This is a genomic window from Enterobacter sp. 237C8 (assembly GCF_034106865.1).
GTDB classification, from domain to species: Bacteria; Pseudomonadota; Gammaproteobacteria; order Enterobacterales; family Enterobacteriaceae; genus Enterobacter; species Enterobacter asburiae_B.
Genome location: NZ_JAWNDF010000002.1, coordinates 362,427 through 375,501 on the forward strand (window position 1 = coordinate 362,427; position 13,075 = coordinate 375,501).

The following is a 13,075-nucleotide window of genomic DNA, read 5'->3' on the forward strand; positions in this document are numbered from 1 at the left end:
TTAACCATTAATTAACAATGCCAGTGTAAAGTTATATGACAGCAAATAAAATTGGTGAGCCGTAAATATCCCCGTTCTGTGAGTTTGATCAATCAATGTGTGGCGGTATGTTGACCCTTAGCGGTAAACATGTATGGTAGTCGTCATTGCAGTAACGCATATTGGTATAACAACTTAAGAGGGTGAGGCAATGGAACAAACCTGGCGTTGGTACGGGCCGAACGATCCGGTTTCTCTTGATGATGTGCGCCAGGCAGGCGCAACGGGTGTCGTCACGGCGCTGCATCATATTCCAAACGGTCAGGTATGGCCGGTAGAGGAAATTCAACAGCGTCAGGCGCTGCTGGCGGAGAAGGGGTTAACCTGGTCTGTAGTAGAGAGCATCCCGGTTCACGAAGACATCAAAACCCATTCCGGGGACTACCAGACCTGGATTGCTAACTATCAGCAGAGCATTCGCAACCTGGCGGCCTGCGGCATTGATACGGTTTGCTATAACTTCATGCCTATCCTCGACTGGACGCGTACCGACCTTGAATATCAGATGCCGGACGGCTCGAAAGCCCTGCGTTTCGACCAGATCGCCTTCGCGGCGTTTGAGCTGCACATTCTGAAACGCCCTGGCGCCGAAGCGGATTACACCGCGGAAGAGCAGCAGCAGGCGCTCGCGTGGTTTAACGCCGCCAGTGACGCAGACATCGAAAAGCTGACCCGTAATATTATTGCGGGCCTGCCGGGGGCGGAAGAGGGGTATACGCTGGATCAGTTCCGCGCGCGCCTGGCGGAATACGGCGATATTGATAAGCAGCAGCTGCGTGAAAACATGGCGTACTTCCTGCGCGCTATCGTGCCGGTTGCTGAAGAGGCAGGCGTACGCCTCGCGGTACACCCGGACGATCCACCGCGTCCTATCCTCGGCCTGCCGCGCATTGTTTCCACTATTGAAGATATGCAGTGGCTGAAAGAGACGGTAAACAGCATCTATAACGGCTTTACTATGTGTACCGGCTCCTACGGCGTGCGTGCGGATAACGACCTGGTGCGGATGATTGAAACCTTTGGCGATCGCATTCACTTTACGCACTTGCGTGCGACCTGCCGTGAGGATAATCCAAAAACCTTCCACGAGGCGGCGCACCTGGGCGGCGATGTGAACATGGTAGCGGTGGTAGACGCCATTCTGGCGGAAGAGGCGCGTCGCAAGCAGGCGGGCGATGTGCGTCCTATCCCGTTCCGTCCGGATCACGGCCACCAGATGCTGGACGATCTGCGTAAGAAAACCAACCCGGGCTATTCGGCGATTGGCCGTCTTAAAGGGATGGCGGAAGTGCGCGGCGTTGAGCTGGCGCTGAAGATGACGAAGTATCCGGAGCTTCTGTAAGCGCTGTTGCCCGGTGGCGCTACGCTTACCGGGCCTACAAAAAAACCGGCCTGAGAGCCGGTTTTTGTGTTTTTGTCGGTCGGGTAAGGCGAAGCCGCCACCCGACAAACGCCGCAATCAGTCAGCGCGACCCATATAGCGTTTTTCTTCGATATGGATGCGGATCTTCTCGCCAGCGGAGAGGTATTCCGGCACCTGCACAACCAGGCCGGTGGTCAGGGTAGCCGGTTTGTTGCGCGCACTTGCGGATGCGCCTTTGATGCCGGGTGCGGTTTCCACGATTTCCAGATCGACGGTCTGAGGCAGCTCCAGCGCCAGCAGCACGCCGTCCCAGGTCAGAACCTGCATGTCAGGCATGCCGCCTTCAGGAATGAACAGCAGCTCTTCTTCAATCTGATCTTTGGTAAAGATGTACGGGGTGTAATCTTCTTTGTCCATGAACACGTATTCGTTGCCGTCGATGTAGGAGAAATCAACGTAGCGACGGGTCAGGGTCACGGTATCGACGATATCGTCACCTTTAAAGCGCTCTTCCACCTTCAGGCCGGTACGCACATCGGCGAAACGCATTTTATACAGCGTTGCTGCACCACGGGCGCTGGGTGCCTGAATGTCGATATCTTTCACAATCAGCAGTTTGCCGTTGTAATTCAGCACCATACCTTTCTTAATTTCGTTCGCTCTTGGCATTGCAGTAATCCTGTTTACGGGAGGTAAAAAATATCGCGCCAAATTACTCGCGCGCGGCCTTTCAGGCAAGAGGAATTCGTGGCTTTTGCTATCAATACGCAAAAGGTGTTACTGTGCGCGCGATGCCCGACTGCGCGGGCGATCGTCAGCGAAAGAGAGCATTTATGGATTGCCGTCCCGATTGTGGCGCGTGCTGTACTGCACCGTCCATTTCAAGCCCCATTCCAGGAATGCCGGAGGGCAAGCCTAACATTCAATTATTCGCAGTTTAAAAATGACATAGCTAAGCAGAAATGACTTTTTTGCTAAGTGTTTCAATTGAATGTGAAAAGCTTTCTCCATAGCCAGTTTTCGACAGCTGTAATAACTCATTTAGTCCAGAATGACTTGTAAACGAAAGGTTTTCATACAAGCATATAGGAAGTTCTGAATTGTCTTTAAATCTTCTGTCTGGGCCTCCAGACTTGTTCACATACTTCCATGTCCTGCCAACGACTATGGCATCTCCAGGTACACCTTCGCTTTCAATGAATCGACTGTCACCAACATTAACGAATAGCTGGTTATAACCAACTGCGCCAACACCTTCACGGTCATAAACGAGTACTCTATCTGGAAAAAAATGTAATGTTTGGCGACCGACATTGATAGCAATCGTCTCAATATTTGTTTTAACAAAGGGAGGCTTTGATTTGCTGATAGAGGTTATTTTTCTGCGTAGTAAGTTACCAGCCCCGGCATGATACTTGGGGTCATAAACGGCTCCAGATGCTTCTATATGCCATACTTTTGAGCAGCTTGCGAGCTTGGCTCCACTATCATGAAGTTGCTGGTAACATGCCATCATTTGATCATCAAAGTCATAAAAAAGAACAGTAGTCTTTCTTAGCTGATCGTACATGTAAGCAAAAACAGAAATTGCTGCCCCTAAGATAAATCCTATGGCGAGGCACCACTCAGGCCATGCCTGTGAAAAACCGTAAAGTAACAGCGCAATCGAAAGGCAGACGACCAAGGGCCATATTTGTGACTTCTTACGTTTGTTGTTCAACTCTTCAAGCAGTTCTCGGGAACTTGAATCAACGATTTCCGAGATATGGGATGACTCGATTTCCTCAAGAGGTGCATGTGTAGTGTCATGTCCTATTGGGGACTCGTCTGGTACATGTTGAACCTTCTTTCTGTTCTGTGGGACCAGGCTTGGTGAAAGCGAAGCACGATAATAGACTCCACCAGCACCGATGTGGATATAATTTCCTCTTGGGCCAGTCCCAAACCTCAGTCCTTTTATACCAATTGATGCCCCGACTCCTGATTTAGATAGGTTAAATCTCATCGGTCCAACGCGAATGCTTTTCTTGATATGAAAGCTCATTATAACTCCTGGTAAAGCGAGGGGCTGAATTCATCTTATGCTAGGGCGATCTAACTGATGGATTTTACTGCATACGCTTGAGATTTTTAAATGAGCATTAATCCATATGAGAGGACAATCGCGAATTTTATGCGGAATAGTTCTTGGTTACATGCTGTCGCCCTGATTCTGACAATGTGTTAATGTTTTAATCGAATACAAAGAATCTGAGATGCCCTGATGGAATGCCGAATCGATTGTGGGGCCTGTTGCATCGCTCCTTCAATATCCAGTCCTATCCCTGGTATGCCGCAAGGCAAACCAGCAAATGTAAGGTGTGTTCAACTATCTAATGATAATTTATGTAACATTTTTGGATCACATCTTCGTCCTAAAGTTTGTAGTAGCCTGCAACCCTCTTTGGATATGTGTTCAACGAATCGAACAGATGCGATGACATACCTAATCAAACTCGAAGATGAAACTTGCCCTACTGCCACTTTGTAGGTATACGCTTATAAACTACTGTAGGGCAGGACTGTCTACCGGGGCGGGCTCAGTCAACTGTGAGTGCTAAGTCGTATATTGAATGTGCTGCCGCTTTTTTGCTTTGTTTTGAATAAAAAAAACGATAAGATCTTAGTTGTAAACACAGTATATTGATAATTAATTTTACACTGGCTCTATATCTAGTGTCTTAGGTTTTTTGGTTAAAAGTTGTACTTCTATAGTTTGTCAGTCTTTATGCTTCAGCTGGTTTGGCTTTTTCACGTTTAAACCTCACTAGTACGTGGGATGGGATGGATAGAGTTGAATGAAGAGTCATGAGTATATTGTCATATGTGGACTTAATCGTAGTCAGGTTGGCAGATTGCTTGCGATCGTTGCTTCAACTTTGTCCGCTTTTATAATCTTTTCAATGTTGAAAGTGGCCGAGATGCTTAAGCATTTCAACTTCGACAGCCATATCCCTCCTTCTCTCCTATCACTTGGTGGGGCTGGAACCATTTACTTAATTCTCTATAAATTACTGGACAAATCGCTATGGAGAGCGCCGTTAGTAGGCAGAGCTCTGCGCGTGCCTGACCTCTCAGGTAAGTGGCAAGTTCAAGGCTTGACAAAAACGGAGGGGGGTAAGCCTTGGGAGGGGGTGCTAACAATCGTACAGTCATGGGATAAGGTCCGGATTGTTCTCAAAACTGCTCAATCGCAATCTGATAGTGTTACTGCATCGATAATTTACGATGAATGCATTGGTTATCAGTTGCTATACCACTATAAAAACCACCCAAAAATGGGCGAAGAGAACCTTCATGCACATATTGGATTTGCTGAATTCTGGTTTGATGAAGATTTATTAACGGCTGAAGGGCATTATTTCAACGCTCAAGGCCGAGCTACTTATGGCACCATGACAATCAAGAGGATCGCTAATGTCTAGTTCAACTTTCAGTGACCGCATTCAGCGGATGAAAAAACGCCGCAAGGGCTCCCCGGAACAAGTTAAGGTTGCGATGGAGTCTTATAGTGGTGTTGCAATGGATGGTCTTGAGAGTTATGACATATTAGCAAATGTACTTTCCTCTCAGGAAGAGTGGGAGCGTCGTGGCAGGGGAGACAACGCGACACGTTACGTCATAGGTGCTATGCAATCTGTCGAAACTCAATATACTGAGGTATCACTTAATACCGCAAAGCGGATTCAAAACCAGCTTGAAAAAAGACTGAGTGAATATCATCTTGACTTTCGTTTGCAAGGTTCTGTTGCTTTAGATATTCATATTAAGGGTTTCAGTGATGTTGATTTGCTTGTTATTGATAAGCAGATGCTAATGTATGATCGTGATGGGGTTAGACAGAGTCTATATACACCCACATCTAAGAAAGAAGATGATGTTATACTCACATTACGCAATACAGCACGCGATGAACTAAGAAAAGCATTTCCAGAAGCGTACGTTAATGATGAAAATAATAAATCTTTAAGAATTACAGGTGGCTCATTACAACGGGAAGTAGATGTAGTACCCGCAATCTGGTGGGATAATCTTGACTATCAGTTAAGTCAGGAAGAGAGCGACCGTGGGGTAATGATTCTTCAAAGAGATGAGCGTAAACGAATTTATAACTCCCCATTTGTACATATAAAGCGAATTGAGAGTAAATGTGATCGTTCTAATGGTGGCTTGCGTAAAAGCATACGCTTACTGAAGACCATAAAGTCTGACTTCCAAGATGAGGAGGGTACAGAAATCGGTCTTAACAGCTATGATTTAACATCGATTATGTATCACGCCGATGAAAATAATCTACGTCATAATGCATATTATGAGCTTGCTGTATTGGTAGAAACACATCGATGGTTAAACTATCTTTGTTCGCATCCTATTGAGGCGAAAAAAATGGATGTGCCTAATGGTACTAGAAAAATATTCGAGGATGATGATTCATTAAATGAGTTGATGAAGCTAACTAATGTGGTTAATAATTTGGTTAATGAAGTAATGAATGAGCACATTGGTAATTTTGGACGGCAATTAGCACTCAACGAAAGTGAATTGCTCAAAGGCATTCAAGTACTTTAGCTTGAAAATAGAGGGAGGCAGTTAGCCTCCCTCTTTAAAATTTGATAGTTTAGTAAAAAACATTCAGTCAGATTTTTTAAAATGATGATTTTTTCATACAGCAATTTTACGTTGTGTGTTTTCGGCTTCTTTGTAGGATGCTATACCTTTACAGTCACGAGTGACGAGTCTTAAAGTTATCTCTCCGTGTGTTGGTGTATTTGTCCAATATGTTCCGTTCAAAGATAATTGATCTCCCGCTAACTTTAATTCCCCTGCACCGCTTGTTATTGAATGTGCGCCTGAAAAAACTTTCCTTAGTTCAAACACATAGCAAAGCCTGGTCACGTCTGTTTTCGAGCTTCTTAAAAGAGCTTCAAGTCGGGATTCTCCTTCCTGTCTTTCGGTAAAAGATTGAATAGATAGAGTTAGATAGGTTTGTCGTATCACGAAAAAAATAGGAATGACCAATCGGTTTCCGTCAATAGCACCGTAGTCTGACCTTAGCTCTCCAACCCAAACGCCATGGACGAGTGGTCGATTCATCCATTTGGCTAGATGCTGCCAGCGCCAGGCTAATTTTGAAAATACCCCGAAGAATAAAACACAAAGACCAAGCGATGAGCTGAATGCCTTCCATGCAGCAGAGGGTATTGGTTGATGGAGGTAATACCATTGGATAAGAAAAATCAGCAAGCCTAGTAGCCCCAGCAGCCAGCCAAATACTTTTAGTAGGCGTTCAAACTCGGCAGTAGTTAGACTAAGATTATTCATTGGAGCTCACCAATTGTATCTTAAAAACCATTTTTATAAATGTGTATATATCCTTCCGCGGATATTATAGCGGCAGCTTCCACTTGTGGTAAGGTTGATATTAGCTTAGCTGTCATCTGACGAGCACCTTGCGGCCAAACAGCTAATGGGTTGGCAAGAGCAACATCGAGAGGAGGAGATACAAATTGCGCAATATGAGTGAGATCTCCGCTTTTTGCCTCAATGAGGTGAAAACCATCATGCATAATGCTTCCACGAGTTGCCAACATTGCAAGAACCTTAAAGACGTGGTCTGCACCCGAAATGGGTAAGCCTTTATCTGCATTAAGGCGCGACCCTAAAGGAACTACAGGCAAGTTCTCGATAGTGCGATAAGCAATAACCCCAATTCCTACAAAATCGGTAGACCTTTGTGCTACTAGTCTAGTTAGAAGTTGATGAAGCCATAACTTGTTTATAAGTCTACCCTCGCCAGTTAAGCATTAACATGTGTGCAAGATCCTACCATCAAACAATTTTTGTATAAAAGGGGTTTATTCACATGACGGTCTTTGAAACTAATTTTTTTCAATAAAAAAATGTAAGCATATTGCTCATAGGATCCTCTTAGGCATGATAGTAGTGCCTCATTGCGAAAGAAGTTTTGGGAATATACAAAACACAGATTTGCGTCGTTATAGTGACATCCTTGATGTTTCCTCGATGTGAGCTAGACCGTTTCCAGGCTGATCATGGCAAAGCAATATACGAAATGCTCCACCAATTGTGAGAAGAATTCCTAACTTTCGCATCGCGCTCAAAGCATATGATCAGATTCGATTGCATTCCGTCTGCTGAAACTATCAGTTCCAGCCCGTTCTAATAACTCTTTCTTGATGCGGTAAAAGGTTGCACGGCTTATATCTGCCGCTTTCATGATGTGGGCTGGTTTAACGTTCTGCGCCAGCATTTCGCGAACAGTCTCACGGGCTTCCATATCTTTTTCTTTCCCCGTATACAAACCAGCCTGTTTTGCTCTTGCGATACCCTGTGCCTGGCGTTTACGTCGGGTTTCATAATCTTGTCGTGCCATTGTCGCAAGAATATCGATCAGCATTGCATTGACTGCCCGAAGAATGCCACTGGTTAGGTCGTTACCGGACATTTCAACCATCTGCCAACTGGTCGGTAAGTCCATTGATACGATCACCAGCCCTTTACTGTTCAACGTAGCTTTGAGTTCAGCCCATTCTTCATATTGAAGACGACTGAGACGGTCAATCGCTTCAATTAGAAGCAAATCGCCAGGCTGTGCTTCCGCAAGAAGGCGCATCAGTTCCATACGTTCCAGCTTCGCACCGCTGGCATTCTCGATGTATTCTCCGGCTACTTGCCAGTTTTTGCTTTGCGCAAATTCGAGCAGGCTAACTAATGCACGATCAGCATGTTGGCCTTCGGTAGATGCACGGCAATAGATACGGACATTCATTATGCATTCTCTTTTGAATATTAAATTGATACCCATATGATACAGTACGTGTTTTTGTTTTCAATAGAGTCAAATTTAACCCTATTGATACTTTGTGTCATGGTCTTTATCAGGTATACCCAAAAGAGAAAGTACCTATAGTCTTATATCAAGAATGATTCTCATCAACTTACTGCGGAATTTGTGTTGTGTTTAGCAGCGAGGAACTATTTGTTGTGCAAGTAAGCGAGACAATAGAAAACCTCCATCATGAAGTGAACCCCGAAAGTTGGACATCCAACGATTAGGGGTTCACTTCACGAAGGCGGTTAAAGAACCCTGTATCTAACTGCGATCAATGAATGGTCGTCTATCGGACCAGCTCGCTCGATACGTTTATAGAGGCTGGATGCAAAACTTGAAGGGTTTTCTAATGTGTTCGGTGAGAAACGTGGTCTTTTTTCCCAGAATGCATGTGTACCATCTGACATCAAATATACGAATGCTTCGTCACGGTCATTAAGCAGCTCATCATGAGGGATAAAGGTTTGCTGGAAATCGAGCGGGATCGCATTCGCAATTGCCGTAGTGAGAGTATTCTTGCCCGGCAATTGTTTCAGCTCACTCTTGCTGTATATTTTATCATCAAGTAGCTTCTGGTGCTGGGTATGGTCTTTGGTTATTTGTTTGAGTTTAGAATCCGTTTTCACATACAAACGACAATCCCCAACATGTCCAATATGAAGGCCCTCATCATCAACAAAACAAAATGTCAGCGTTGTAGCTGCGTGAGAAAACTTGACGTTCATCTCAGACAATGAAGAAACCCCCTCCTTGAGAGAAAGAAAAAGGCTCGTCATATTTTGCAGATTTCCTTTTCTGACAAGTTCAGGTAGCTCTCTTATAGCTGATTGAGACGCGTTTTGTGCACCGTCATACGATCCAACGCCATCAGCTACAGCAATCAAAAAACCATTATTGATGAGTAGTGGTGGAAGGATGGTATCTTGATTTTCTCTGCGTGGCTCTTTTGAGAAGGAGAACAAGCCACAAGTTAATAATTCAATCATAACCCATTCCCTATAACTATTTTTTCCAAGTCTGCGAGCATTTCATGCACAGAACTATGTCTTTTGGGCGGTTTCCTAGCTGTACTTTTCGTAACCAAGTCATCTACGCCCGGTATTGCCCCTAAGTCCATGTCTTCAATGAGGACACCTAAGGCAAAGATATCTGTTTTTTCTGAATAGATTCCAGCGAAAACCTCTGGAGCCATATAACGCTCGGTACCCATGATTGCAGCTACCTTTGTTATCACCTCCGACTCGGCTTTTTGATCCGCATTCTTGACTAAACCGAAATCAGAAATTTTGTAAGTTCCGTCAGAAAACCTCAAAACGTTTTGAGGTTTTAAATCTCGGTGCCAATAGTTGTGATCGTGGAGGTATGCAACGCCTTCCAGTGTCATGCGAATTGCGCTGATCTTATCCCTTATTGTCATTTCGCCTGAACGCAAAGCCGTTACCAAATCTCCTTCGGCTAAATCCATCACAAACCAAGGCTCATCACCAACCAAGTGATGAAGATAAATAGGCGCAATATTAGTATGCTTACAGTCCGCTTGGTAAGTGACCTCTCTTTCGAACCTACGTATGAATTCATCTCTATAGGCTGGGTCTTGTAGCGCGAAGACTTTTCTTGCATATGCTCCGCAGGTGTGACCTTGATAATTTTGGAGCCGAATCTCTTCAACGTAGCCGAACCCGCCCTTACCAATGCGCCTTATCGGCTTGATAACATAGTTACCATGTGCATCATCCATTTTCACTTCCCGTGCTGGCACTTAATCGTGTGATTTTACATCAATCTTTCTGACGAAGCATGTGCAAACGTCACTGTATCTAAGGACAATCAAACACATGATAAATCTGCTCATAAAATGAGCAATTGTTGATGCCAAATTAATTTCCCGTCGTCTACCAGGAAAAGCTCAGAGCACTGTTACCTAAATGTACTCACTACTTACCTCTGGACTTGCGTGATAGCATGTACCTGTCATGTTGAACTGAGGTGCATTATTAATGAGCTATCCCCACCGCTTTATGAATGGCGAAGAAGACAAAACGGAAGAAATAATAAACACTATCCTTCGCTTCGGAATAAAAGAGGAAATGCTTACCAGAATTAGCGCGCTGCTGATTTTGCAACTTTACGGTTCTTTCATGTCCAGAAGTGAAAACCCTTTCATCATCGTTGATGAAATTTCTTGCCTGGAAGGCAATCCTTTACGGGGCGAAAGCAGAACTAAACCACCGACAATGTTTAACCGGAAGCCTTATCTTAGGGGACTATGGCACAAGCACTATCACGGTGCTGGTATAGATGTTATGGCTAGGAATATACAAATCGCTCTGCAAAATTACGGTTTACCTCGATTAGAAGCAGAAGTTGAAAAAGTCATGAAATCAGGTGAAGAACGATACTTTACAGCTGAAGATGCGGCCCTGATTGCCCATGAGGCTGTAACGGAGAATTGGTTGCGACGTTCGAACGAACAAAAAATAACCGGAGACTGGATTATTTATGCCATCCATGAAGGTAAAAATTACTATCTGAGCCTCGGTCGGCATACTGATGATGAAGCAGAGCTTAGGCGACAAATCGAAACCGCATGTATGTATCAATTCCCTTTTTTGTCAGAAATACTTTGCCCCCTCACGGATTGAGTTTGTAGATTGTTCACTAGCCCCATCAGCCCTACCTTACAGATATTTGCTAAAGATCCGTTGGTTAGTATGCAAGCGATGTAAGCAAGCTAGGTCGTGCTGAGAATACGACTGTGAAATTTGCACTACTAGCTGTGTACAAGGTGAGGGGATTTCTGAAATTTCCGCGGCGGGGAGTTGGGTAAGTCGCCGGGAATTTTACCCGGCAGACCGTATGACAGATTACACCTTATTTTTGATAATGATCATTTTATTCTTTGCAACTATCGTAACGTCTTACTTCTTTTGATTCGTATATAGGGGCATATGCCCCTGTATTTGATGAAAATGAATGATACTACTTATGACAAATCTCCCGATCATAAATTCCACCGTTTAAAGCCAACATTTGCCTCTTCTTCTTTGAAACCATTTTTGTCATGATTTGCGAATCATCTAAGAAAATGCCTCCAAATGTTCCGGGTCGTGCATTCCATCCAGCAATAATCACTGTATCGCCCACGTTTAATGCTGCTACAGTATTGTTATCATAATCCGTATTTTCGAAAAAGAACTTCAGGCCTTCACTTGAATCAGGGATATGTAATGTTACTACCGGATTTTTACTGAAAGTGGCTGCGCTAATTCTTTTTATTTTTCCTGTAACCATCAATCGGCACTTTTTGAAGTCGTTTGTTGCTCTGAACTCATGTTCCTGAAATCGAGCATAAACTTCTTCTGTTGTATACATCCTTGGAAGTATATCGATTATCGATGGCTTTGTTGATTGTTCCGGTTGTTGTAAAGATGTTGAACCCGCATCTGATACTTGTATTGATTCGGATTCTCTGGCCTGGTATGGGATTATTGCTAATCCATTCGATATATAAAGCCCGAATAACATGACAACAGTTGCAGTTGACTTTTTAAATTTTGAGGCCATTTTATTTCTCCATAACTTCTATTTTAACAATACGCTCTCCATTGCGGTATATTTTTACGTCGTCAGACGGATGTTTCACTGCATTACGGATCTCATCCATTGTGTCTTTAGATAGCATATCGCAGCCTTCCATATACATAATCTTGCGGGTATCGGTATCTGATATGTTCGTGAAGCTACTACTGACCCATGAATCAGGTATTTCGATTCCATGTATCAGCTTCATATACTCAACGATAAACGCATCTGTCAGGTGAAATCGTCCGATCGTGTATTGCCCGGCATAGGCATTACCAGAAGACGAAGTTACCCAATCGTTTTTTAAAACCAAAGTCAGCATATTATTTTCCACGTTGAGACTCCAGTTCAGTAATACGCTTATTGGTCATGTCGATAAGACATTTCTGTTCATTATTGCAGTCAGACTTTTTCTTTATCCATTCTCTTTGAGAAGGGAGTAATCGTTTTCGGGTTTCAGGGCTAAGGCTTCTCCAGAGTGAATTAAGTTTCTCATCGCTTGCTTCATAATTGCGTGAATCGACATCTGAGATAGCAACATTATTTTTGGTGGCTTCACGGTTGTTATTATAGAAAATGGGTGCGCGAACTCCCTGAGCGTAGTCTTTAGCTGCTTTGTCCCACACTCCTTGACCATTGGCAGACAGTATTTTCCTGAACTCTGTAGTGTTGAAACTGTAATTGCGGATCTCGCCATTAAAATCCATCTTCACGTTGACAGTGGTTGACTTCGCAATGCCAGTCAAGAAATCCCCGGCTTCTGAACCAAGTGAACAGACTAATTCCTTCGTATCGTCGTTATTCTTTGGGCGCAGTCCGTGCAATGTGAATCTGCCGTTATCAGTTGTCGCAGTGATATCCACCAGCGGCACGATCGATGAGGATTGATTTGCCATCGCGAAGCATATTCCCTTCAGATTTACATCCCTGTCCATCCCGAGAAACATCAGCGCTTTTTGGTCGCTGCTGGCGACACCTGCTGATTTTGCCTCTGGCAAGAAATAGACGGTATTAGATGCGGCAGCCATACATGCAATGAGAACAACGCCTGATGCCATGATTTTTAAAGTTTTTATAAGGATAGTCATTCTGGATACCTTCTTTCTTTCGCACTTGATCGGGGGGCAGAGCACTCGTTCCGTGAGTCTTGCTTGCGAAAAATACCTACTGAAGAATCATGATCTTACATTGATCTGTAA

At 44.1% G+C, this 13,075-nt stretch carries 15 protein-coding genes and 1 pseudogene; 6 read left to right on the plus strand and 10 right to left on the minus strand.

What is annotated here, in order from left to right:
- Nucleotides 1-190: 190 nt before the first annotated feature.
- Nucleotides 191-1,381: a mannonate dehydratase gene (gene uxuA / locus USF70_RS11610; RefSeq protein WP_232937623.1), complete on the plus strand. Its 1,191-nt coding sequence runs from the start codon at nt 191-193 to the stop codon at nt 1,379-1,381.
- A 117-nt stretch (nt 1,382-1,498) separates the two neighbouring features.
- On the opposite strand, the gene yeiP is transcribed toward uxuA, so the two are convergent.
- Entirely contained in the window at nt 1,499-2,071 is a 573-nt protein-coding gene (yeiP, locus tag USF70_RS11615; protein ID WP_008500940.1) for an elongation factor P-like protein YeiP, read from the minus strand.
- A 164-nt stretch (nt 2,072-2,235) separates the two neighbouring features.
- On the opposite strand from yeiP, the pseudogene USF70_RS11620 reads away from it, so the two are divergent.
- A pseudogene (locus USF70_RS11620) lies at nt 2,236-2,319 on the plus strand (YkgJ family cysteine cluster protein); the annotation flags it as partial.
- 35 nt (nt 2,320-2,354) lie between these two features.
- On the opposite strand, the gene USF70_RS11625 reads toward USF70_RS11620, so the two are convergent.
- Nucleotides 2,355-3,446: a DUF4236 domain-containing protein gene (locus tag USF70_RS11625; protein ID WP_226834871.1), complete on the minus strand. Its 1,092-nt coding sequence runs from the start codon at nt 3,444-3,446 to the stop codon at nt 2,355-2,357.
- 219 nt (nt 3,447-3,665) lie between these two features.
- Between USF70_RS11625 and USF70_RS11630 the strand changes: the two genes are divergently transcribed.
- From USF70_RS11630 to USF70_RS11640, 3 genes are all read left to right on the plus strand, one after another.
- The gene (locus USF70_RS11630) at nt 3,666-3,932 is read left to right on the plus strand and encodes a YkgJ family cysteine cluster protein (RefSeq protein WP_072059494.1); all 267 of its coding nucleotides are present in this window, start codon (nt 3,666-3,668) and stop codon (nt 3,930-3,932) included.
- Nucleotides 3,933-4,239: 307 nt separating this feature from the next.
- Entirely contained in the window at nt 4,240-4,866 is a 627-nt protein-coding gene (locus tag USF70_RS11635; RefSeq protein WP_226834870.1) for a hypothetical protein, read from the plus strand.
- Entirely contained in the window at nt 4,859-6,010 is a 1,152-nt protein-coding gene (locus tag USF70_RS11640; protein WP_226834869.1) for a hypothetical protein, read from the plus strand. The genes USF70_RS11635 and USF70_RS11640 overlap by 8 nt, the downstream gene beginning before the upstream one ends.
- 93 nt (nt 6,011-6,103) lie before the next feature.
- Here USF70_RS11640 and USF70_RS11645 read toward each other — a convergent pair whose 3' ends face one another.
- From USF70_RS11645 to USF70_RS11665, 5 genes are all read right to left on the minus strand, one after another.
- The gene (locus tag USF70_RS11645) at nt 6,104-6,763 is read right to left on the minus strand and encodes a hypothetical protein (RefSeq protein ID WP_226834868.1); all 660 of its coding nucleotides are present in this window, start codon (nt 6,761-6,763) and stop codon (nt 6,104-6,106) included.
- A 20-nt stretch (nt 6,764-6,783) separates the two neighbouring features.
- Nucleotides 6,784-7,032 (minus strand): hypothetical protein, encoded by a 249-nt coding sequence (locus USF70_RS11650; protein ID WP_320735648.1) that lies wholly within the window; start codon nt 7,030-7,032, stop codon nt 6,784-6,786.
- Nucleotides 7,033-7,559: 527 nt separating this feature from the next.
- On the minus strand, nt 7,560-8,231 hold the full coding sequence (locus USF70_RS11655) for a recombinase family protein (protein WP_226834866.1): 672 nt from the start codon (nt 8,229-8,231) through the stop codon (nt 7,560-7,562).
- A gap of 308 nt (nt 8,232-8,539) precedes the next feature.
- Nucleotides 8,540-9,280 carry a PP2C family protein-serine/threonine phosphatase gene (locus tag USF70_RS11660; RefSeq protein WP_047355790.1) on the minus strand — a complete coding sequence of 247 codons (741 nt, stop codon included), beginning with the start codon at nt 9,278-9,280 and terminating at the stop codon, nt 8,540-8,542.
- Entirely contained in the window at nt 9,277-10,032 is a 756-nt protein-coding gene (locus tag USF70_RS11665) for a serine/threonine protein kinase (protein ID WP_226834865.1), read from the minus strand. Before USF70_RS11665 ends, USF70_RS11660 begins: the two co-directional genes overlap by 4 nt.
- A 259-nt stretch (nt 10,033-10,291) precedes the next feature.
- On the opposite strand from USF70_RS11665, the gene USF70_RS11670 reads away from it, so the two are divergent.
- Entirely contained in the window at nt 10,292-10,936 is a 645-nt protein-coding gene (locus tag USF70_RS11670) for a hypothetical protein (RefSeq protein WP_226834864.1), read from the plus strand.
- 337 nt (nt 10,937-11,273) lie between these two features.
- On the opposite strand, the gene USF70_RS11675 is transcribed toward USF70_RS11670, so the two are convergent.
- From USF70_RS11675 to USF70_RS11685, 3 genes are read right to left on the minus strand one after another with little or no spacing between them, the layout of a single operon-like run.
- Entirely contained in the window at nt 11,274-11,858 is a 585-nt protein-coding gene (locus USF70_RS11675) for a hypothetical protein (RefSeq protein WP_226834863.1), read from the minus strand.
- 1 nt (nt 11,859) lies between these two features.
- Nucleotides 11,860-12,210 (minus strand): hypothetical protein, encoded by a 351-nt coding sequence (locus USF70_RS11680; RefSeq protein ID WP_047355786.1) that lies wholly within the window; start codon nt 12,208-12,210, stop codon nt 11,860-11,862.
- Nucleotides 12,200-12,964, minus strand: a complete 765-nt coding sequence (locus USF70_RS11685; RefSeq protein WP_226834862.1) for a lysozyme inhibitor LprI family protein — start codon at nt 12,962-12,964, stop codon at nt 12,200-12,202. Before USF70_RS11685 ends, USF70_RS11680 begins: the two co-directional genes overlap by 11 nt.
- Between the last annotated feature and the right edge of the window lie 111 nt (nt 12,965-13,075).